The organism is Pseudomonas sp. JZ134, assembly GCF_051027695.1.
Classification (GTDB): Bacteria; Pseudomonadota; Gammaproteobacteria; order Pseudomonadales; family Pseudomonadaceae; genus Chryseomonas; species Chryseomonas luteola.
This window is the reverse complement of the sequence record NZ_CP069250.1, coordinates 2,903,786-2,925,120: the sequence shown is the minus strand read 5'-3', so window position 1 is coordinate 2,925,120 and position 21,335 is coordinate 2,903,786. Positions and strand designations below refer to the sequence as shown.

General features: G+C 59.5%; 15 protein-coding genes. 5 read left to right on the top strand and 10 right to left on the bottom strand.

Features of this window, described 5'->3' with window-relative positions:
* Nucleotides 1-40: 40 nt before the first annotated feature.
* The 9 genes from JQR86_RS13610 to JQR86_RS13570 form a co-directional block, all read right to left on the bottom strand.
* Nucleotides 41-775: a hypothetical protein gene (locus tag JQR86_RS13610; protein ID WP_434153731.1), complete on the bottom strand. Its 735-nt coding sequence runs from the start codon at nucleotides 773-775 to the stop codon at nucleotides 41-43.
* Between the two features lie 198 nt (nucleotides 776-973).
* Nucleotides 974-2,215, bottom strand: a complete 1,242-nt coding sequence (gene fucP, locus JQR86_RS13605) for an L-fucose:H+ symporter permease (protein WP_434153729.1) — start codon at nucleotides 2,213-2,215, stop codon at nucleotides 974-976.
* Between the two features lie 18 nt (nucleotides 2,216-2,233).
* Nucleotides 2,234-3,568 (bottom strand): MFS transporter, encoded by a 1,335-nt coding sequence (locus JQR86_RS13600; RefSeq protein WP_286787001.1) that lies wholly within the window; start codon nucleotides 3,566-3,568, stop codon nucleotides 2,234-2,236.
* A gap of 56 nt (nucleotides 3,569-3,624) precedes the next feature.
* Nucleotides 3,625-3,978 (bottom strand): L-rhamnose mutarotase, encoded by a 354-nt coding sequence (locus JQR86_RS13595; protein WP_434153728.1) that lies wholly within the window; start codon nucleotides 3,976-3,978, stop codon nucleotides 3,625-3,627.
* Nucleotides 3,975-4,751, bottom strand: a complete 777-nt coding sequence (locus JQR86_RS13590; protein WP_010797502.1) for an SDR family oxidoreductase — start codon at nucleotides 4,749-4,751, stop codon at nucleotides 3,975-3,977. Before JQR86_RS13590 ends, JQR86_RS13595 begins: the two co-directional genes overlap by 4 nt.
* Nucleotides 4,748-5,623, bottom strand: coding sequence for an amidohydrolase family protein (locus JQR86_RS13585; RefSeq protein WP_125888769.1), 876 nt, complete (start codon nucleotides 5,621-5,623; stop codon nucleotides 4,748-4,750). The genes JQR86_RS13590 and JQR86_RS13585 overlap by 4 nt, the downstream gene beginning before the upstream one ends.
* 100 nt (nucleotides 5,624-5,723) lie before the next feature.
* Complete coding sequence (locus tag JQR86_RS13580) at nucleotides 5,724-7,010, bottom strand: L-fuconate dehydratase (RefSeq protein WP_125888768.1); 1,287 nt, start codon at nucleotides 7,008-7,010, stop codon at nucleotides 5,724-5,726.
* A gap of 150 nt (nucleotides 7,011-7,160) precedes the next feature.
* Entirely contained in the window at nucleotides 7,161-8,009 is an 849-nt protein-coding gene (locus JQR86_RS13575; RefSeq protein ID WP_434153727.1) for an ureidoglycolate lyase, read from the bottom strand.
* A 39-nt stretch (nucleotides 8,010-8,048) separates the two neighbouring features.
* Nucleotides 8,049-8,789: an SDR family oxidoreductase gene (locus JQR86_RS13570; protein ID WP_312270170.1), complete on the bottom strand. Its 741-nt coding sequence runs from the start codon at nucleotides 8,787-8,789 to the stop codon at nucleotides 8,049-8,051.
* 179 nt (nucleotides 8,790-8,968) lie between these two features.
* Between JQR86_RS13570 and JQR86_RS13565 the strand changes: the two genes are divergently transcribed.
* On the top strand, nucleotides 8,969-9,736 hold the full coding sequence (locus JQR86_RS13565) for a FadR/GntR family transcriptional regulator (RefSeq protein WP_434153726.1): 768 nt from the start codon (nucleotides 8,969-8,971) through the stop codon (nucleotides 9,734-9,736).
* A gap of 6 nt (nucleotides 9,737-9,742) precedes the next feature.
* Here JQR86_RS13565 and JQR86_RS13560 read toward each other — a convergent pair whose 3' ends face one another.
* Nucleotides 9,743-10,480, bottom strand: coding sequence for an SDR family oxidoreductase (locus tag JQR86_RS13560; RefSeq protein ID WP_434153725.1), 738 nt, complete (start codon nucleotides 10,478-10,480; stop codon nucleotides 9,743-9,745).
* A gap of 200 nt (nucleotides 10,481-10,680) precedes the next feature.
* Between JQR86_RS13560 and JQR86_RS13555 the strand changes: the two genes are divergently transcribed.
* The 4 genes from JQR86_RS13555 (at nucleotide 10,681) to recB (ending at nucleotide 21,305) form a co-directional block, all read left to right on the top strand.
* Entirely contained in the window at nucleotides 10,681-11,745 is a 1,065-nt protein-coding gene (locus tag JQR86_RS13555) for a glycosyltransferase family 4 protein (RefSeq protein WP_219652830.1), read from the top strand.
* A 20-nt stretch (nucleotides 11,746-11,765) separates the two neighbouring features.
* Nucleotides 11,766-13,910 (top strand): amylo-alpha-1,6-glucosidase, encoded by a 2,145-nt coding sequence (locus JQR86_RS13550; RefSeq protein WP_434153724.1) that lies wholly within the window; start codon nucleotides 11,766-11,768, stop codon nucleotides 13,908-13,910.
* 205 nt (nucleotides 13,911-14,115) lie between these two features.
* Complete coding sequence (recC, locus tag JQR86_RS13545) at nucleotides 14,116-17,607, top strand: exodeoxyribonuclease V subunit gamma (RefSeq protein ID WP_434153723.1); 3,492 nt, start codon at nucleotides 14,116-14,118, stop codon at nucleotides 17,605-17,607.
* Nucleotides 17,604-21,305, top strand: coding sequence for an exodeoxyribonuclease V subunit beta (gene recB, locus JQR86_RS13540; RefSeq protein ID WP_434153722.1), 3,702 nt, complete (start codon nucleotides 17,604-17,606; stop codon nucleotides 21,303-21,305). Before recC ends, recB begins: the two co-directional genes overlap by 4 nt.
* Nucleotides 21,306-21,335 lie beyond the last annotated feature (30 nt).

Below are 21,335 nucleotides of genomic sequence, written 5' to 3'. Positions count from 1 at the left end.
GGGTTCTGCTTATGAGGCGGGCTTTAAGTCTCAGGCAGCGTTAGCCCATCGGATCGAAATGGCTTTTGGCCGAGCAATACCGCTCTTCCATCCACTTGCTTTTGTTCTGCTCATCTTCATCGTGGCGGACGCGCCAGTCCTGGCACTTTTGTCTGAAATATTCCTTGGCGCCCTTGCGGCATTCGCTATAGCCGACCGAATCCTTGCGGTAGTTGCCGCATACGCTGGTGTCGTCGATGCGGTTGTTAACAATTTCCCAGGCCGCCAGATAGCTTTCACTGCTGCCCCATGCCTCAACCCAGTGCTGCTCGCTTTCCCGTACCGGGTCGGTCGGATAGACGAGCGCCCGTGGCAGGTGATCGTGGTGGGCGCGGTAGGCTCTGGGGACCGCCCCTTGATGAGGGTACGGTGGCTTTCCCAGATGACAGCGAATGATCGAGTCATCGGTCTCGCCGTCGCCTCGCATACAGGTAAGGTCAGCAGAAGAAGCAATTTCGGTCTGATCCAGCGAAAGATCGACAAGACCCTGGGCCGAAGGGGGAGTATCGATACCGTCAGCGGGCTCAAGCAGCGTGACAGGGGCTTGCAGCTGTTCAATGTCCTCCAGCGCATTCCAGGCCAGCAGGCTGGCAAACAGCAGCAACGCCAGCCACAGAAGTTGAGCCAGGGTTAATGTACGGCGGCGCTTGAGTGGTCGGGTGACAGGATTTGGTTCATGCATAAGCATGGGCTTGTGCCCATCGTCTTGCTGTTGACCGCGGTCGTGTGCGCCCATGATGCTTCCTTGCAGGACTCGAAACGACGGTACTGACGTTGAAGATACGTGATGAATTTCACGTTACATAAGGGTATCCAGACCAGGCGGATAAATCCAGCAGGCGGACCGTGCTTGAGCCGTTCAACCGATTGAGCAGAGATAAAAGGCAGTAAGGAGGCGATGAAGCGGACCAGGCGTACCTGGTCCGCTCGGTGGTCAGGCGCTGCGCTGCTGCGAGGCGCCGTACCAGATCACCAGGGCAAAGCAAAGCATGGGCAGCGAGTACGAATAGGCAGTGCTGCTCATATCGGCAATGAGGCCCATGAAGTAGGGCATGATCGCGCCACCCACGATAGCCATGATCATGAAGGAGCTGGCGCGCTTGGTGTGTGGGCCGAGGTTCTTCACACCCAGCGCAAAGATGGTGGGAAACATGATCGACATGAAGAAGAACACGGCGATCAGACCTACTACGGCGATGCCGTCGAATCCGGCCACCACCAGACCGCACAGGAAAAAGTTGATCACGCCATAGATCATCATCAGACGAGCCGGCGCGATGAATCCCATCAGCCAGGTGCTGAAGAAACGGCCCAGCATGAAGCACAGCATGGCAATGGACAGCATGAACGACGCGGACTGGCTGGAAGTGTCGGACCAGTGTTCAGTCACGTAGTTGATAAAGAAGGCACCCACACCTACCTGCGCCGCCACGTAGAAAAATTGGGTGATGACACCGCCGACGAAATGCTTGTGCTGCCAGAGTGTGCGGCTGTCCTGACGGGCAACGGCTTCCTCCTGATTGCGAAGGTCAGGGAGAGTGGTTTTGGCAAAGAGCACGGCGATCATCAGGACCAGAGCGGCGATACCTACGTAGATCATGCTGACCGAACCCAGGCTGTCGGAGGAGGCGGTACCAGCACTGTTGGTGGCCGAAAAGAACAGGGTGCCGCCCAGGATTGGGCCGGTGAACTGACCGAGGCCGTTGAAAGACTGGGCGAAATTGAGGCGGCGCTCGGCTCCGTTCGGATCGCCCAGAACCGTGGCATAGGGATTGGCTGCCGTTTCCAGGCAGCCCAGACCGCAGGCGATTACGAACAGGGCAAAAAGAAACATGGCAAAGCTGGCTGAAGACGCTGCCGGAACGAACAACAAGGCACCTAGGGCATACAGGCACAACCCGACCAGGATGCCGGCCTTGTAGCCGCGCTTGCCCATGAAGATCCCGGCGGGCAGGGCAACGATAAAATAGGCGCCGAAGTACGCCGCCTGAAGCAGGCCGGACTGCGCCTTGGTGACGTGCAGCGTTTCCTGGAAGTGTTTGTTGAGTACGTCCAGCAGGCCATACGACAGGCCCCACATGAAGAACAGGCTGGTGACAAGGATGAATGCCCATTGGTAGCCCGAGCGTTCCTGGCTGGCAACGGGTGTGGCCGTTCTGGTTTGGTTGACTAACATGACAGCTCTCCGTGGTTCTTATCGTTGTGCAGCGTTGAGGTCATTTGGTGGTACAGCAAAACCGGCGTCCTGTCGTTGAACGGTCGTTCCCCCGAGGGCCAGCAGGCCTGCGCCAAGCAGGGCGACAGTTGCCAGGGTGTACATGCCGGCGTGGGGATTGGCGAACGTCTGTTCCATATAGGTTTTAAGGGTGGGCGCAAGAAAGCCGCCCAGGTTGCCCAGCGCACCGATCAGGGCAATCGCGCTGGCTGCTGCGACACCGCCCAGGTAGCGGGTGGGTAATGTCCAGAAGAGGGGCTGAACCGTGATAAAGCCAGCAGCCGCGAGGCAGAAGGCAAACAGCACGGGCACGATGCTTTCGATAACCGTCGATCCTGCTATGCCCACTGCGGCGAGCAGCAGCATGGCCACTGCCAGTTGGCGATGCTTGCCGGTGCGGTCTGCATAGCGAGTCACCATGAACAGTGCACCCAGGGTGAATAGCCAGGGAATGGCCGTCAGCATGCCAACCTCAAAGCCGATCTTGGTGCCGAGCAGCTGAGCGATGCGCGCCGGAAGATAAAACAGGACGCCGTAAACGCTTACCTGGATAGTGAAATAGATCAGTACGAAGTACATGACCTTTGGGTTGACGAGGGCTGCCTTCCAGGAGGAAGGGCTATGTTCCTTCTTGTCTGTCTCTTCCTGTTCGATAGCCTTGTGCAGTGCCGTTTTCTCGTCCCGGGTCAGCCACCGTGCATCCCGCGGGCGGTTCGGCAGGTAGAAAAACGCAATCACGCCAATGACCGAGGCAAGCAGTCCTTCCACCACGAACATCCATTGCCAGTTGCGCAGGCCGAATACGCCGTGCATTTCCAGCAGCCAGCCGGATACGGGGCCGCCCAGTAGCAGCGAGGCCGGCACTCCGAAGTAATAGAGCCCATACGCGGCACCGCGGTGGCGATGAGGGAACCAGTAAGTGAGATACAGCACGACCCCTGGCGACAGGCCTGCCTCGGCCACGCCCAGCAGAAAGCGGAGGATATAGAAGGACATTTCGCTCTGAGCGAACATCATGGCAGCCGAAACGAGGCCCCAGGTCACCATGATTCGGCTCAACCAGATCCGTGCACCGATACGGTGGAGGATAAGGTTGCTGGGAACTTCGAAAAGCGCGTAGCCGATAAAGAAAATTCCCGCGCCGAGAGCAAAGGCCGCATCGCCGATCCCTGTGTCGGCCTGCAATGCGAGCTTGGCATACCCAACGTTAGAACGGTCGATAATGGCCATGGCAAACATCAGGGCCACGAATGGAATAATTCGGCGACGGCTCTTGGTCAGGGCACTGTCGAGCGGGGCGGTAAGCGTAGACATGAATGACTCCAGTTATTGTTGTTTTCCAGAGTGCTCATACATCAGGCATGCACTGTCTACGCTGAGGCAGGTTGCTCGGCCAGTGCAAAGATCTTCTGCAGCGGAATCCACTTGCTGCCCTGCGGCGTCCAGGGTGTCGGTGTCTGGTATCGCCACATCAGCGCTTCCCACTCCTGCACCTTGGGATTGGCCGCGGCGGCGGCTTCGAAGGCATCTACACTGAAGTCAGCACCGACATCCATGATCATGAACAGGCGCGTGCCGAGGCGGTAGATCTGCATGTCCTGCACACCGGCGTTGCGCAAATGGGTGGTGATCTCGGGCCAGATACGCGCGTGCAGCTGCTCGTATTCGGCAATGAGCGCAGGGTCATCCTTGAGGTCCAGCGCCATGCAGTAGCGAGTGCTCATGTGAGTGCCCTGTCCAGATGCATATAGCCGCCATCGACCGTGAGCCATTGCCCGGTGGTATGGGCAGCGCGAGGTGATAGAAGGAAGACGACCGTGTCGGCAATCTCCTCGGGAGTGGTCATGCGCTTGCCCAGCGGAATCTTGCTGACGATCTTGTCCAGTTTGTCTTTAGGATCGTCAAAGGTGTTCAGCCAGTTCTCGTACAAAGGCGTCATGACCTCGGCCGGGATGACTGCATTCACGCGGATGCCATCAGCCAGCAGCGAGGCGGCCCATTCTCGAGTAAGGGACAGTTGTGCGCCTTTGGCGGCGGTGTAACCACTGGTGTTGCCCTGGCCGGTGAGCGCGGTCTTGGAGCTGATATTGACGATGCTGCCCTGGCTATCCCGAAGGGCGTCGAGGCAGAGATGGGTCATGACGTAATAATGGATGAGGTTCTTTTCCAACGACTGGATAAACGCCTCGCGTCCAGCCTCAAGACTGACCCCGTCGTTGACCCCGGCGTTGTTGACCAGTCCGTCCAGGCGGCCGAATCGGGTCAAGGTTTGCTCGACGGCTGCGCGGCAAGAGATTTCATCGCACAGTTCGGTCTGGATAAAGAGTGTCTGTGGCTGAAGCGCGTCCAGCTTGGCGGCGAAGTCATCTTCCAGCGGCGTGCGGCTGACAATCACTGGGATAGCGCCTTCGTCAGCCAGACCGAGGGAAATGGCGCCGCCGATCCCTGAGCCGCCGCCGGTTACGATAAAAACTTTTCCATCCAGATGCAGGTTCATGCGGCGTGCTCCTGTGCATTGACCGTAAGGCCATACAGGCGAATTGCATTGCCGCCCATGATGGCGGACTGCTCGGCGGATGAGAGGGGCGCGATGGCCAGCTGAGCCAGGGCATGGACATGGTCGTACTCGCCCGCCAGCCGGCACACCGGCCAGTCCGATCCGAACAGCACGCGCTCCGGGCCGAACAGCTCTAGCGCCTGGTTCATATAGGCGACCAGATAGTCCGGTCGCCAGGTTGTCCAGCCAGCCTCCGTAATCAGGCCGGACAATTTGCAGTACACATGGGGCAGGGCGGCCAGTGGCGCGAGCTGCTCGGCCCAGGTTTGCAAGTTGCCGTGGGCGATATCGGGTTTGCCCAGATGATCGAGCACCAAAGGCTGGCGGTCATGCCTTCGGGCAAAGGCGTACGCGGCCTTGAGCGAGGGGGACTTGATAAGGATTTCATAGAGGTAGCCGCGGGCCTGAATAATGGCTACACCCTTATTAAATGCGGTGTCGGCGAGAAAGGCGTCCGGGTCCGCTTCGTCCTGGATCTGGTGGCGAAAGCCACGCAGGCGCAGCTGGCCTTGCCAGCGATCGAGCGACTCAAGCAGGTTGGGCGCTTGTAGATCCACCCAACCAATAACGCCGGCAATCCACGGATGTTTCGCAGCCAGCGCCAGCAGCGCGTCAGTCTCCTCCTCGCATTGCCGGGCCTGAACGGCAATGCATCCCGCCATCTGGTGTTCTTTAAGAAGCGGCTCGAGATCCGAGGGCAGATAGTCGCGCTTTAACACTGACATGCTGTTGTCGATCCAGTGGTACTGTTCCGGCTCGTAATGCCAGAAGTGTTGATGTGCGTCGATTCGGGGTACTTCAGGGCGTGTCATTTTTATTGTCTCCTGAAAGCAGTGGGCGGCGGGATCGGTGAGGTTGGTCCCTCCGATATGCTCGTTGAGTAAAAGGGTAGGCCCTCTACTCAACCTGCCGCTAAGTGTTACGGGGAAACCGATACTGCTGGCGCGAGGCCGGTTTCATGGTGATCGAAAATCCTGGTGCCTGGGGCGGCAGGTAGGCGGGCCCCTTCATGACGCAGGGGTCTTCGAAATGCTCATGAAGATGATCGACATACTCCACAACGCGCCCTTCATGCGTGCCTGCCACGCATAGGTAATCGATCATCGAGATATGTTGCACGTATTCGCACAGCCCAACGCCGCCGGCATGGGGGCAGACAGGTAGCTCGTACTTGGCAGCCATGAGCAGCACAGCAAGCACTTCGTTCAAACCACCCAGGCGGCAGGCATCGAGCTGTACCACGTCGATGGCGCCACGCATGATGAATTGCTTGAACAGAATACGGTTCTGGCACATCTCGCCGGTAGCCACCTTGACCGGGGTAATACCCTCTTTGATCGCGCGATGACCTTCTACGTCGTCCGGGCTGGTGGGTTCCTCGATGAACCAGGGCTTGGCAAACGACAGCGTGTTTACCCAATCGATGGCCTCGTTGACTTCCCAAACCTGGTTGGCATCGATCATCAAGTGTCGGTTAGGGCCTATCACTTCACGGGCAATGGTGACGCGGCGGATATCGTCCTCAAGGTCACGGCCGACCTTGAGCTTTACATGAGAGAAGCCTGCATCAATGGCCTCCTGACAGAGGCGGCGGAGTTTGTCATCCGGATAGCCAAGCCAGCCGGCAGAGGTGGTGTAGCAGGGGTAGCCATGGGCCTTGAGCAGGCCGATGCGTTCTTCCTTGCCTTTGGCGCGCTCCGTGAGCAGTTGTATCGCTTCTTGCGGTGTGATGCAGTCGGTGATGTAGCGAAAGTCGACGCACCGTACGAATTCTTCCGGCGACATGTCGGCGACCAGCTGCCAGACCGGCTTGCCAACCTGCTTGGCCCACAGGTCCCAGGCCGCATTCACGACGGCACCGGTCGCCAAGTGGATGGCGCCCTTGTCCGGACCGATCCAGCGCAGTTGGCTGTCGCTGGTCATGTGGCGCCAGAAGCGGCCCATGTCCGCCGTGATCCATTCCAGATCAAGCCCTTTGATCTGACCTTCCAGTGCCTGAATGGCCGCACAGCAGATCTCGTTGCCCCGGCCAATGGTAAAGGTCATGCCGTGGCCTTCGAGCCCAGGCTGGTCGGTTTCAAGAATCACATAGGCGGCAGAGTAATCGGGATCGGGGTTCATGGCGTCCGACCCGTCCAATGCCTGGGACGTAGGAAAACGAATGTCCTCTACGCGAAGACCGGTGATTGTTATTGTCATATCGGTTCTCCGGAAGCCCTTGATGCCGGGCTTGTCAACGCTGTGTTGGAGGCCCGCTCAAAAGCTCTTCATATGAGAGCGCATGTTGAGCGGGCGCTTCTCCGGGTGTGCGACGCGGTTAAGCGTCCCAATCACCCGAGGGGCATGGTTTCAGTCAGCCTGAACCGTGCGCTGCTTCTGCTCGCCCAGGCCCGCGATGCCCAGGCGCATTTCCTGGCCGGGCTTCAAGTAGACTGGTTCGGGCTTGATGCCCAGACCTACTCCAGGCGGGGTACCCGTGGAAATGACATCCCCCGGTTGCAGGCTCATGCAGCGGCTCAGGTAGGCGATCAGCTCCGGCACCTTGAACACCATGGTGCGGGTATTGCCGTTCTGGTAACGCTTGCCATCCACTTCCAGCCAGAGGTCGAGCGTGTGTGGATCAGCGATTTCGTCCTTGGTAACCAGCCAGGGGCCGAGCGGGCCGAAGGTATCGAACCCCTTGCCCTTGTCCCAGGTGCCGCCACGCTCGATCTGCCACTCACGCTCGGATACATCATTGATTACGCAATAGCCCGCTACATAATCCATGGCATTGGCTTCGTCGATGTAGCGTCCGGCCTTGCCAATCACCACGCCCAGCTCAACTTCCCAATCGGTCTTGGTGGAGCCACGCGGGATCTCTACGTCGTCGTTCGGGCCACAGATGGCGCTGGTCCACTTGTTGAAGACCACCGGCTCCTTGGGGACGTCAAGACCGGACTCGGCCGCATGGTCGGCGTAGTTAAGACCGATACAGATAAACTTGCCGACACGGCCGACGCATGGGCCGAGGCGAGGGGAACCGTTCACAACGGGCAGGCTACTCGGATCAATGTTCCTGAGCGTGGCGAGTCCTTCAGCAGTGATGGCCTGACCGGCGATGTCATCAATATGGCCAGATAGGTCACGAATCTGACCCTGAGCATCCAGCAGGCCCGGCTTCTCCTGACCTTTTTCCCCGTAACGCAGCAATTTCATGAGCGGTTTCCTTGTGCAATAAGAGGGTGTGCGGTGGCCTTAAGCGACCCATCCGCCATCGATAACGTTGATGGTGCCCGTTGTGAAGCCTGAAGCCTCTGAGCCAAGGTAGAGCGCCAATGCGGCGATCTCCTCCGGCTTGCCGATTCGGCCCATGGGTTGGCGGGACACAAACGCAGCATAGACCTCGTCTTCGGCTCGGCCTTCCTGCTGGGCTTGCGCCGCAATACGCTGGCGCAGGGAAGGCGAGTCGACCGTGCCGGGGCAAATGGCGTTGCAGCGAATACCCTTGGCGACGAAATCAGCCGCTACGGATTTAGTCAGGCCGAGAACAGCGGCCTTGCTGGCGCAGTAGGCGAAGCGATTCGGGACGCCTTTCACGCTGGACGCCACCGACGACATGTTGATGATCGAGCCGCCGCCGTTTTCGATCATGGCCGGTAGAAAGGCACGGATCATCCGGTACATGGCGGTAACGTTCAGATCGAAGGAGAATTTCCAGGCATCCTCATCACAATCGAGAATGGTGCCGCTGTGCACGTAACCGGCGCAGTTGAAGAGCACATCAATAGCGCCTAACTCACTGGCAAGTGCCTGGATAGCATCGGGCTGAGTGACATCGAGAACATGGGTACGAACATTGGGAAGCTCGGCGAGGGCGGTAGCGTTGATATCGACCGCAATGACGTCAGCGCCCGCTTCGGCAAAGGCCAGGACGCTAGCCCTGCCAATTCCTTGAGCAGCGGCGGTGACGAGGACACGTTTTCCAGCAACGGACATGAGAGCCTCCTGTTTTTATTATTCGTATGGATGACCCGCTTGCGTTAACCGCTGCTATGCTGGGGCATATTGAGCGGCTAATGGTCAGGCCATTGGTCCTCTGGTTTAGCAGTGAGTCAGCGGCTGCGCAAGTTTTTTCTGTAGCGCAAGCGACGCGATGTATACCAGTGGGATACGTGATGCCAATACAAACAATTGAAAATCCAAGGCTTTATCGTCAGATCGCCGATCAGCTGCGCAGCCTGATCGACAGTGGCGAATTTCCTCCTGGGAGTCGCCTGCCGGCCGAGCGGGAGCTGGCTAAGCAAATGGGTGTAAGCCGGGCCTCGGTACGTGAAGCGCTCATTGCACTCGAAGTCATTGGCCTTGTAGATGTGCGGGTTGGTAACGGCGTACTGGTTTGTGCTGGCGCCCAGCGCCCGGCGGACGATGCGCCGGTGATGGAGCTGGCGGCGCGCGGCCAATGGGTAGGGCCTGATCCTGAGCTGGATGTGCAGGTGGATTTCAATGCCGAAATCCCGCCGTTCTCGCTGCTTCAGGCGCGGCAGCTGATCGAGCCGGAAGCGGCGGCCCTGGCTGCGATCAATGCCAGCGAAGAGGAGTTGGCCGGTATTCACGCGGCCTATGAGCGCAATGTGCAGGACAACCGTGAGGGCTCGACAACCCATCCCGGCGATCGCCTGTTTCATATCCGCATCGCCCAGGCCAGTGGTAATCCGGCCTACGCCCTGATGATCCAGCATCTGCTAGGGCACCGCTATGGCTCGATGTTTCAGCGCTTGCAGGCACACTACACCCCTGAGGACATGCCCCATCGCTCTGAGGACGAGCATCTGCGTGTACTGAAGGCATTGCAGGCCCGCAATGCGCAAGAGGCGCGCTCCGCCATGCGGGCGCACCTGGATGAGGTGATTCGGATCTTTTCTCGCGGTCAGGAAGCGGAGTAAACGCCTTTATTCCATGGCTGTCGGCCTGAGCAGGATTTCATTGATATCGACCGCTGCCGGTTGACCGATAGCAAAGGCAATGGACTGGGCGATCGACAGGGCAGGGATAGCCATCTCATGAATGTGCCGCACGCTTTTGGCAACGTTTTCGTCCGTCACGCTATTGGGCAGCTCCGTGTCGACCGGGCCGGGTGAAATGATCGTGCTGCGGATGTTGTAGGGCGTCATCTCCATGCGCAGCCCTTCGGCAATCGCGCGTACGCCGAATTTGGTTGCCGAATACACGGCACTGGTCGGGCGCACCCGATGGCCGGACAGGGACGAGACATTGATGATGTGTCCGCTCTTCTGCTGCTGCATGATCGGCAGGACCGCCGCAATCCCGTAAAGGGTGCCCTTGAGATTGATATCGATCATGCGCTCCCAATCTTCGACCTTACGCTGATCGAGTCGCGAGTTGGGCATGATGCCCGCATTATTGATCATCACATCGACCCGCCCAAAGGCCGTAATGGCTGCCTGGATAAGCGACTCGACGTCATCCCGCTTGGCCACATCCATCTGCACCACCTCAACGCGACCGCCAACGGTTCGCAGCCCCTCCGCAATGGCGTTCAGTTTATCCAGCCGACGTGCGCCCAGGACGACCGTCGCGCCCTCTGAGCTCAATAGCCGTGCGGTGGCCTCGCCAATGCCACTGCTGGCACCGGTAATGACAATGACCTTGCCTTTTATGTTGCTCATGGCTGTTACCTGAATCGACTGGTTTACGAGGGAGTGCCTGAACGCAGGGAGGTTCCAGACATGGGTCAGCAGAGCGGCCTTTGCTACTCGGCAGCGCTTGAAATTTATTGTCTGATCCTTACATTTTTCCGCGGCATTTTTGCCAGCGAACATTCGCACCTTTCTGGCCTTGTTCATCCTTTTTTCAAGGAGATTAATTGATGAAGATCGCGCAGATTGCCCCCTTGTACGAGGCCGTTCCGCCAAGTCTCTACGGCGGAACGGAAAGAGTGGTGGCTCACCTGACCGATGCGCTGGTCGAGTTGGGTCATGAAGTCACTCTGTTTGCATCCGCTGACTCCCGCACATCAGCCCAACTTGTGCCCGGTTGCGAGCGGGCGCTACGACTGGACCCTGCACCGCTCAAGTCTGATATTGCCAGTCACTTGAGTATGCTGCACACGTTGCGGGAGCGGGCCGATGAGTTTGATGCCCTGCATTTTCATGTGGATCTGCTGCATTTCCCCTTGTTCGAGCCCTTGGCTGAGCGGACACTGACCACTCTCCACGGGCGGCTCGACCTCAAGGGATTGCCGGAAGCCTACCGGCGTTGGCACCGGTTCCCGCTGGTGTCCATTTCTCACCATCAACGCACGCCACTGGCTTTTGCCAACTGGCACGGCACGGTGCACCACGGTCTGAATGCGTCCACGTACCGGTTCCATGAGCAGATGGGTGAAGGGTACTTGGCATTTCTGGGCCGCATTTCTCCAGAGAAACGGCCTGACCGGGCGATTGCCATTGCACGGCAGGCAGGTGTTCCCATCAAGTTGGCGGCCAAGGTGGACAACGCCGATCGCAAGTACTTCGAACAGGAGATCAAGCCGCTTCTGGATGATCCGCTGGTGGAGTTCATTGGCGAAATTGGTGACAGTGAAAAATCCGAATTTCTGGGTAACGCGCGGGCGCTGCTCTTTCCCATCGACTGGCCTGAGCCGTTCGGGCTGGTGATGATCGAGGCCATGGCCTGCGGGACGCCGGTGATTGCCTGGCACTGTGGCTCAGTGCCAGAAGTCGTGGAACCGGGCGTGACCGGGTATATCGTAACGAGTGAAGAGCAGGCCGTGGAGGCGGCGCGGCAGGTCCTGACCCTGGATCGACGTCGGGTTCGCGAGGTATTCGAGCAGCGCTTCTCCGCCACGGCCATGGCCAGACACTATCTGGAACTGTACCGGCAGCTGCCGGGCAATCGGAACACTGAAGTCAACTTCAAGCAAACGGCGTAACGACCATGGGTGAAATCCTTATGTCTGATCAGTCAGCACAGCAAGGAAGCGAGGTCGAACAGGCGCGTCATCCCGAACGCCTGTTCGTGCTCATGGAGGGTGATACTTTTGTCGTGGCAGATGCCTATGGTGACATGGGTGGGCGGGACGATGGCTTGTTCCATAACGATACCCGCATCGTGTCCTGTTACCGATTGACCGTGGCGGGGAGGCGACCCTCGCTGCTGTCAGCGTCGGTCAGTCAGGATAATGTCTACTTTACCTCCCATCAGACCAACCAGCCGTTGCCGCGGCTGGGTGAAAGCACGACGCCCGAAGGCGTGATTCACATCGAACGCAAGCGCTTTGTCTGGAAGGGGTATGTGCATGAGCGCATCCTGCTGGCCAACTACAGTGACTTGTCTACTGAGGTGCCGCTGGAGCTTGAGTTTGGCGCGGACTTCCGAGACATGTTTGAAGTGCGTGGACAACAGCGTAGCCATCGGGGCGAGCAGGAGCATACCCAGATGGCCGAGCGCAGTGTCACGCTACGGTATCTTGGGCTCGATGAGCAGCCGCGCCGTGCTGCCATCAGTTTTTCCGAACAGCCTGTTGAGTTAAGCGAGCAGGGCGCGCAGTTCAGGGTGGCTCTGGAAGGACGTGGAAGCTGGGAGCTGTATATCGACATTGGACCAGAACCGGCTCAGCCTTCGCGGGCACGTTATCGGCAGGCCGCTGCACAAGCGCGGCGCAGTATGCGCAGGCGACAGCGGCGGGGTGCTCAGGTCAAGGCATCTGGCCGTCTGTTCCAGGCGTGGCTGGAGAAGTCCCGTGCGGATCTGGCGCTGCTCACAGCGGAGCTGCCTAGCGGGCCATATCCCTACGCCGGTGTACCCTGGTACTCAACACCGTTCGGCCGTGATGCGATCATCACGGCGCATCAGGTGCTCTGGTTGAATCCTGAGCTGGCCCGTGGGGTGCTGTCTTATCTTGCGCAACATCAGGCTCATGAAACGTCGAGCTTCCGGGATGCCGAGCCTGGCAAGATCATGCATGAGACGCGCAAGGGCGAAATGTCGGCGCTAAACGAGCTGCCGTTCGGTCGCTATTACGGCGGGGTGGATACCACACCGCTGTTCGTCATGCTGGCTGGAGCCTATGCTCGGCGTACGGGCGACCGGGCATTCATCCAGGAAATCTGGCCCGCACTGCAAGAGGCTATTCGCTGGGTTGAGGGTAATGCCGAGCGTAACGCACAGGGGTTCATCAGTTATGCCCGTGCAGAAGAGAGTGGTCTGGCCAACCAGGGATGGAAGGACAGCCATGACTCGATTTTCCATGCCGATGGCCGTACACCGGATGGTCCGATCTCACTGATTGAAGTGCAAGGGTATGCTTATAAGGCGTATCTGAGCATGGCTGAACTGTCGGAATGGCTCGGTGAGCAGGACAAGGCCGCGCACTGGCGCACACGGGCCGAGCATCTGCGGGCAGCGGTGGAAAAGCATTTTTGGCTGGAGGGTCGGCAGTTCTATGCTCTGGCCCTGGATGGCCATGGCGAGGCATGTGCGGTTCGAGCCTCCAATGCAGGCCACCTCTTGTTTACGGGGCTGCCTCAACTGGCGCGTGGTCAGGCCGTGTCGCAACAGCTTTTGTCCCGCGCTTTCAATTCCGGATGGGGCGTACGGACCCTGGTGCCAGACGCTGTACGGTTCAACCCCATGTCCTATCACAATGGCTCGGTCTGGCCACATGATGTGGCCCTGTGCGCCGCCGGTATGGCGCGCTACGGTGAGCGGGAAGGGGTGGTACGTCTGCTCGGAAACATGTTTGAAGCCGCGGCCCATTTCGGTATGCGTTTGCCAGAGCTCTTCTGCGGTTTCGAACGTGCGCCGGGCGAAGCGCCGATCGCCTATCCGGTGGCCTGTCTACCCCAGGCGTGGGCCGCCGGCTCGGTATTTATGCTGCTACAGGCTTGCCTGGGCGTGGAGATCGATGGGCACACCGCAAGCGTCACGATCACTCAACCCCGCTTGCCGTTTGGCATCGACCGTATTCAGCTGAAACGGCTACGCCTGGGCGAGCAGGAAATAGACCTGACCTTCCAGCGGCTCGGCGAGCGTGTGGTCGCGTTTATAGACGCTCAGTACGGGCCTCAGCCGGTCCGGGTTGATATACGTCTTTGAGTCGATGGCAGGGCTGGCCCGGCTGGCCCTGCCTGCTCAACAGACGAGCGGTAAGACGCCCGTCTGCCGTGGTATTGCAGAGGTCAAGAAAGCGCTATTCAGCACGAAAACCTTACCGGTGGCTTTGAACAGGTCTGGCTCTTGAGCCGTGATCTCCGTACGCTTCGCCTTTTTTGCAGTTCCAGATCTACCCAGAGGCTTATTCATGCAGGACGCGGCTCATCTGACGCCCGGTTTTATGGTCGTTCACGGCAATCGTCTGGAGGACCTGCGCAATCTGACTGTTGCCTGGATGCGCCATCATCCCCTCGCGCCTTTGGAAAACGAGCAGGTGCTCGTGCAGAGCAACGGCATCGCCCAATGGCTCAAGTTGGCCCTGGCCGAAGACCCGACGGAGGATGGCGAAGGCGGCTGCGGTATTGCAGCGGCTATTGATGTACAGCTGCCGTCGGCTTTCTTATGGCGGGTGTACCGACAGGTCTTGGGTCGCGATACCGTTCCAGCATCTTCCCCGCTGGATCGTACGCCGCTGACCTGGCGCCTGGTGCGGCTGCTGCCCAGCCTGCTTGAACGTCCAAGCTTTGCCTCACTGCGCCGCTTCCTTGATGAAGACAGCGACATGCGCAAGCGCTACCAATTGGCAGAGCGTCTGGCCGATCTCTATGATCAGTATCAGGTGTACCGCGCCGACTGGCTGGAAGACTGGGCCAATGGCAAGGATCAACTGAACAAGCTACGTGATGGCGCCGTACCGCTGCCGCCGATATGCCAATGGCAGGCGGAGCTGTGGCGTGCCTTATTGGCCGATGTAGGCGACGACGGCATGGCGGAAAGCCGGGCGGGGGTGCATCAACGTTTCATCAATACCATGAAAGCGCTGGAACAAGCGCCTTCGCACCTGCCGCGGCGGGTCGTTGTATTTGGTATTTCCTCGGTGCCCGCCCAGCTTTTGGAGGCCTTGGCTGCCCTGGCGCGGTTTAGCCAGGTATTGCTCTGTGTTCACAACCCGTGCCGCCACCATTGGGGTGACATCGTGGCGGACAAGGACCTCTTGCGCCACGAATACAAGCGGCAGCTGCGCAAGCCCGGCATGCCCACTGCGCTTGATCCGGACGAGCTGCATCAACATGGCCACCCACTACTGGCCAGCTGGGGCAAGCAGGGGCGTGACTACATTAACCTGCTGGATAGTTTTGATGAGCCGGACGGCTACCGTCGCCTGTTCCATGATGTAAACGGCGGACGGATCGACCTGTTTGAAGAGGTCGAGCCCCAGCACATGCTGGCGCAATTGCAGGACGATATTCTCGATTTGCGCCCCTTGAGTGAAACCCGCGAGCGTTGGCCGGCCGTCAATCCCACTAAAGATCAATCCATTCGTTTCCACATTGCTCACAGCCCGCAGCGCGAGGTGGAAATTCTCCACGATCAGCTTCTGGCGCGCTTCTCGGAAGACCCTACGTTGCGTCCGCGGGACGTCATCGTCATGGTGCCGGATATCGACAGCTATGCGCCCCACATTCGCGCCGTGTTCGGGCAGCTGGACAGCCATGATCCGCGCTTCATTCCGTTCACGTTAGCGGATCAGGGGCAGCGTGGCCGTGATCCGCTCCTGATTGCACTGGAACATCTCCTGCGTTTGCCGGAAAGCCGCTTTTCGGTGAGCGAGATTCTTGACCTGCTGGACGTCCCGGCCCTGCGCAAGCGCTTCGGCTTGAATGACACCGACCTGACGACTCTGCATCGCTGGATCGAGGGTGCCGGTATCCGCTGGGGTTTGGATGCCCGGCAGCGGGCACGGCTGGATCTGCCTGATGATCTCACCCAAAACACATGGCGTTTCGGTCTGCGGCGCATGTTGCTGGGGTATGCCGTGGGGCAGGGCGTGGCACGGGATGAAATCGAGCCGTTCGACGAGATTGGTGGCTTGGATGCTGCCCTGGTCGGCCCGCTGGTTACCTTGATGGATGCGCTGGACAAGGCCCATGACGAGCTGGCCGAGCCTGCCACTCCTGCAGTATGGGGCGAGCGTCTGCAAATGGTGCTGCGCACGTTCTTCGTGTCTTCCAGCGAACGTGACGAGTACTTGCTTGGCCAGCTGGAGCAGCTGCGTGAAGACTGGTTGGACACCTGCGAGGCGGTCCAGTTGGACGAAACGTTGCCGCTTACGGTGGTGCGTGAGGCATGGCTCGCCGGGTTGGATGAGGGCAAGCTGTCCCAGCGTTTTCTGGCAGGCGCAGTGAATTTCTGTACCCTTATGCCCATGCGTGCCATTCCATTCCGGGTGGTGTGCCTCCTGGGTATGAACGATGGCGATTATCCACGCGCCCAGCCGCCGTTTGACTTTGACCTAATGGGCAAGGACTATCGCCCCGGCGATCGCTCCCGCCGTGAAGACGACCGCTACCTGCTATTGGAAGCACTGCTGTCTGCCCGTGATCAGCTCTATATCAGCTGGATTGGCCGTAGCATTCGCGACAACAGTGAGCGACCGGCCTCCGTTCTGCTAGGCCAGTTGCGTGATCATTTGGCCGCAGGTTGGACGTTGATAGATGAGGGTCCTGATAAGGAAAAGGGCAAAGAGGGCGAGCGCTTGCTTGAGGCGTTGACTCAGGAGCATCCGCTACAGCCCTTTAGCATCCGTTATTTTCAAGGCGAGCCGGGCTTTTTCAGCTATGCCCGCGAGTGGCTTGCCGTGCACGACAAGCAGCCGCCGCGAGGTCAGGAACCTATACTTCCGCCCCATGAGCAGGACGAGCCACTGAGCCTGAATCAGCTACAGGATTTTCTGCGCCATCCGGTGCGACATTTCTTCTCCCAGCGGCTCAAGGTGCATTTCGAAGAAATTGCCATCCTGACCCAGGACAAGGAACCCTTTGTACTCGACGGCCTGACCCGATATGCCTTGAGCGAAAGCCTGCTTGATGCCGCTTTGAAGGCACCGGAGCGCGCCGAAGAGGCGCTGCGTGCCCAGGGGCAGCGGTTGCAGCGCAGTGGTTTGCTGCCACTAGCAGGCTTTGGTGAGCTGATGCAGCAGGAGCTGATCCAGCCACTGCCTGACTTGCTTGAACGCCATACCGGCCTGCTGGTGGCGTGGCCGGAAGAGGTGGCAGGTGCACAGCCGCTCAGCTTCGAACACAAGGGTCTACGCCTGGAGGGTTGGCTTGAGCGGTTACGTCGCCGCTCGGATGGCAGCCTGATTGCAATTACACCTGTTCCGAATGAAATCGGTTCGGCCAAAACACGTAAGTGGTATCGCCTGATCCGACCGTGGATCGTGCACCTGACGGCCTCTGCCTGTGGCGTGCCGCTTACGACGGCCTTGGTGGCCACCGATGAGACTCTAATGCTCGCTCCGCTGGAAACCGCCCAGGCCGCCGCTGCGCTACGTGATCTTTTGATCGCTTGGCAGCGTGGCATGTGTTGTCCACTGCCGGTCGCGGTAAAAACGGCGTTTGCCTGGCTCAATGCCGAGCAGGACCCCGTCAAGGCGCAAATGGCGGCTCGTAAAGCCTATGAAGGTGATGGTGTAAACAGCCTGGGCGAGCGAGCTGAAAGCCCAGCCTTGATGCGTCAATACCCGGACTTCGCTAGGCTGACCGCCAGCGAGGAATTTGAGGGCTGGTGCAATGCCTTGTATCGTCCGATGTTCGAGGCAGGTTGGTGTGAGCAGCCAGCACAAGGAGCCGCCGCATGACTGCACAACAGGAGCGGCCGCTTGCGTTGCGCTTTCCCTTGCGCGGTAGCCAGCTGATCGAGGCGAGCGCTGGCACCGGCAAGACCTTTACCATTTCCGCCTTGTACGTACGCCTGATTCTTGGGCATGGCGGCGAAGAAACCGGCTTTGGCCGCGAGCTGCTGCCACCACAAATTCTGGTCGTGACCTTTACCGACGCCGCCACACGTGAGCTGCGTGACCGAATCCGTGCGCGCCTGTTCGAGGCCGCCCGCTATTTTCGTGGCGAGATCGATAAGACCGATGCGTTGATCAAGGCGCTACGGGCTGATTTTTCTGAAGAGCAGTGGCCTGGCTGCGCACGCAAGCTGGAGATGGCCGCGCAATGGATGGACGAATCCGCCGTTTCCACCATTCACAGCTGGTGCCAGCGCATGCTGCGCGAGCATGCGTTCGACAGCGGCAGCCTGTTCAACCAGACCCTGGAAACGGATCACAGCGAACTTCTGGCTGAAGTGGTGCGGGATTACTGGCGACGGTTCTGCTACACCCTGAACGGTGAATCACTGGCCTGGGTGCGCGAACATTGGGTCAGCCCTGACCAGTTGGCAGAATCCGTACGCGAGCTGATCGTGGGCGAGACGCAAGGTATTGCCGACCAGGAGCCGGGCACGCTGATCGATGAGTGCCTGACACGCAAGCGAGGACTGCTCCGAGAGCTAAAAGCACCGTGGGCGGCCTGGGCTGAAGAGCTGCGCCTGTTGTGTGACGACGCCTGTGCCCGCAAGGTGGTGGATGGCCGCAAGCTCAAGGCGCAGTGGTATGTCCCCTGGTGCGAAAAGATCACAGCCTGGGCGCAGGATGAATCCGCCGAGCTGCTTGATATCGGCAAGGGCTTCGAGCGTTTCACACCTGAGGGCTTTGCCGAGGTCTGGACCAAGGCTTCTGCGCCCGATCATCCGGCGCTGGCGGAAATGAGCAGGCTCAAGGCCGCGCTGGACAGCCTGCCCAAACCGGACGTTGAACTCCTGCAACATGCCGCCCACTGGATCAAGCAGCGCTTCATTCTGGAAAAGCGCCGCCGTGCGGAAATGGGCTTCGATGACCTCCTGGCCCGTCTGGACGTTGCCCTGCAAAGTGACGGGGCAGGAGAGCGTCTGGCCGAACTGATCCGCGAGCAGTTTCCGGTGGCCCTGATCGACGAATTCCAGGACACCGATCCGGTGCAGTACCGCATTTTCGAGACGATCTACCGGATACAGGATAACCGGCAGGATACCGGGCTGTTCCTGATTGGAGACCCGAAACAGGCCATTTATGCCTTTCGTGGCGCGGACATCTACACCTACCTGAAGGCACGCTATTCCACCGAAGGACGCCTGCATACGTTGGATACCAACTATCGCTCCAGCGAGGCCATGGTGGCTGCCGTCAACCAAGTATTCGAGCAGGCCGAGCAGCATGAGGAAGGGCGCGGTGCCTTCCTGTTCCGCAAGGACGATGAAAATCCATTGCCGTTCCATCCCGTCAGGGCGCAAGGTCGCAAGGAGCGCCTGGTGGCCGAGGGGCAGGGCATCCCGGCGCTCACCCTCTGGCACCCCAGCGAGACCGAGCCGGTTTCCAAAACCGCCTACCTTGCACAACTGGCGCAGGTGGCGGCCAGCGAGATTGTGCGCCTGCTCAATCTGGGGCAGCAGGACAAGGCCGGTTTCGAGCACCCGGAAAAAGGCCTGCGTGGACTGCGTCCGGCAGATATCGCCGTGCTGGTGCGTGACGGTATCGAGGCCCAGGCCATTCGCAGTCAGCTGGCGGCCCGTGGGGTACGTAGCGTTTATTTGTCGGACAAAGACTCGGTCTTCAACTCTCAGGAAGCACACTGCCTACTCTCCTGGCTGCGTGCGTGCGCCGAGCCGGATGTCGATCGTGTGCTCCGTGCCGGGCTGGCCAGTATCACGCTGGACCTGCCGCTGGCCGAGCTGGACAGGCTTAACCACGACGAGCGCGCCTGGGAGTCACGGGTCATGCAGTTCCGCCACTACCGGACCCTCTGGCGTACCCAGGGCGTGCTACCCATGTTGCGCCGTTTTCTGCATGACTTTCAGTTGCCGCAAACACTGATGGCGCGGGTTGACGGTGAGCGTGTACTGACCAACCTCCTGCATCTGGCTGAACTCCTGCAACAGGTGGCGACTGAGCTGGATGGTGAGCAGGCCCTGATTCGTTATCTGGCGGAGCACCTTACCGAAGGCCATACCGCCGAGGAGCAGATCCTGCGCCTTGAAAGTGATGAGGCACTGGTCAAGGTTGTTACTATTCACAAGTCCAAAGGCTTGGAGTATCCACTGGTCTTCCTGCCCTTTATCTGCTCGTTCCGTCCAGTGGACGGCAGCCGTATTCCGGTGCGTTATCACGACCTCGATGGCACACCCAAGATGACCCTGACGCCGGATGCCGAGGTGATCATAGCCGCAGATGAAGAGCGTCTGGCCGAGGATCTGCGCCTGCTGTACGTTGCCCTGACGCGTGCACAACACGCCTGCTGGATGGGCGTGGCTGACCTTAAGCGCGGGCAGAGCAAGGAGTCGGCTTTCCACCGCTGCGCCCTAGGATATCTCACGACCGGAGGAGAGGTACTGTCGTCCTCGGGTGTGTTGGCGGGCATGTTGGAAGAGATGACAGGTAAACTGCCGGCCATCTCGGTGGGGCCGCTGCCGGAAATCACCACTGCACGCTTCGCGCCTCGCGAAGAGGTGCGGCCTGAACTCAAGGCCTGCCAGCCACGGCGCGTAGTCGCGGAGCACTGGTGGATTGCCTCTTATAGTGCGTTGCGCATCGGCGAGCTGACTGACGAGGCAGAGACCGCCGTTCTGCATACCGACCTGTCACCCGAAAGCCCGGAAGCACAAAAACTGTTCGACGATGACCGCCTGGACGATGACGCCCAGCCCGCCACAGCTAGCAGCGGAGTCGACCTGCATCGGTTCCCCCGCGGCCCGGGTCCGGGAACGTTTTTGCACGGTCTGCTGGAGTGGGCGGGTAATGAGGGTTTTGCGAACATAGCCGAACAGCCCGAGCTGATCGAAGACACTGTGGCACGCCGTTGCAACCGGCGCGGCTGGGAAGGCTGGATTGCTACCCTGAGCGATTGGCTGAAAGAGCTGCTGACAAGGCGTCTACCGCTCGGCTCAACGGGCTCGTCTGTGACGCTGGCCCAGCTCACGCACTACCAGATCGAAATGGAGTTCTGGTTCTCCACCCATCGGCTGGAGGCGGAGGCCCTCGATCAGCGGGTTCGTCGCTATGTCATGCCAGGCAAGCCACGGCCCTCGGTTGGGCGAAGCCTGCTTAACGGCATGTTTAAAGGGTTCGTTGACCTGACGTTCGAGCATGAGGGGCGCTATTACGTAGCGGACTATAAGTCCAACTGGTTGGGCGCCGATGATGCCGCTTATACCCAGGAGGCCATGGCGGGCGCTGTGCTAGAGCATCGCTATGACCTCCAGTACGTCATTTATCTGCTGGCGCTGCATCGCCAGCTTAAGGCGCGTCTTCCAGACTATGATTACGACCGTCACATGGGCGGTGCTCTTTATCTTTTCCTGCGGGGCAGTCGTGCTGCCAGCAAGGGCGTGTTCTTTACTCGGCCACCACGTGAGCTGATCGAAGAACTCGACCTGTGCTTTCAGGGAAGTCCTCAACTGACCGGGGAATACGCATGACTCAAGAACAACTTTCCTTATTCGATATGG

What these genes read in the sequence shown, in the direction of transcription:
- JQR86_RS13610 (WP_434153731.1), bottom strand. Translation starts at nt 775, where the DNA reads ATGGGCGCACACGACCGCGGTCAACAGCAAGACGATGGGCACAAGCCC.
- fucP (WP_434153729.1), bottom strand. Translation starts at nt 2,215, where the DNA reads ATGTTAGTCAACCAAACCAGAACGGCCACACCCGTTGCCAGCCAGGAA.
- JQR86_RS13600 (WP_286787001.1), bottom strand. Translation starts at nt 3,568, where the DNA reads ATGTCTACGCTTACCGCCCCGCTCGACAGTGCCCTGACCAAGAGCCGT.
- JQR86_RS13595 (WP_434153728.1), bottom strand. Translation starts at nt 3,978, where the DNA reads ATGAGCACTCGCTACTGCATGGCGCTGGACCTCAAGGATGACCCTGCG.
- JQR86_RS13590 (WP_010797502.1), bottom strand. Translation starts at nt 4,751, where the DNA reads ATGAACCTGCATCTGGATGGAAAAGTTTTTATCGTAACCGGCGGCGGC.
- JQR86_RS13585 (WP_125888769.1), bottom strand. Translation starts at nt 5,623, where the DNA reads ATGACACGCCCTGAAGTACCCCGAATCGACGCACATCAACACTTCTGG.
- JQR86_RS13580 (WP_125888768.1), bottom strand. Translation starts at nt 7,010, where the DNA reads ATGACAATAACAATCACCGGTCTTCGCGTAGAGGACATTCGTTTTCCT.
- JQR86_RS13575 (WP_434153727.1), bottom strand. Translation starts at nt 8,009, where the DNA reads ATGAAATTGCTGCGTTACGGGGAAAAAGGTCAGGAGAAGCCGGGCCTG.
- JQR86_RS13570 (WP_312270170.1), bottom strand. Translation starts at nt 8,789, where the DNA reads ATGTCCGTTGCTGGAAAACGTGTCCTCGTCACCGCCGCTGCTCAAGGA.
- JQR86_RS13565 (WP_434153726.1), top strand. Translation starts at nt 8,969, where the DNA reads ATGCCAATACAAACAATTGAAAATCCAAGGCTTTATCGTCAGATCGCC.
- JQR86_RS13560 (WP_434153725.1), bottom strand. Translation starts at nt 10,480, where the DNA reads ATGAGCAACATAAAAGGCAAGGTCATTGTCATTACCGGTGCCAGCAGT.
- JQR86_RS13555 (WP_219652830.1), top strand. Translation starts at nt 10,681, where the DNA reads ATGAAGATCGCGCAGATTGCCCCCTTGTACGAGGCCGTTCCGCCAAGT.
- JQR86_RS13550 (WP_434153724.1), top strand. Translation starts at nt 11,766, where the DNA reads ATGTCTGATCAGTCAGCACAGCAAGGAAGCGAGGTCGAACAGGCGCGT.
- recC (WP_434153723.1), top strand. Translation starts at nt 14,116, where the DNA reads ATGCAGGACGCGGCTCATCTGACGCCCGGTTTTATGGTCGTTCACGGC.
- recB (WP_434153722.1), top strand. Translation starts at nt 17,604, where the DNA reads ATGACTGCACAACAGGAGCGGCCGCTTGCGTTGCGCTTTCCCTTGCGC.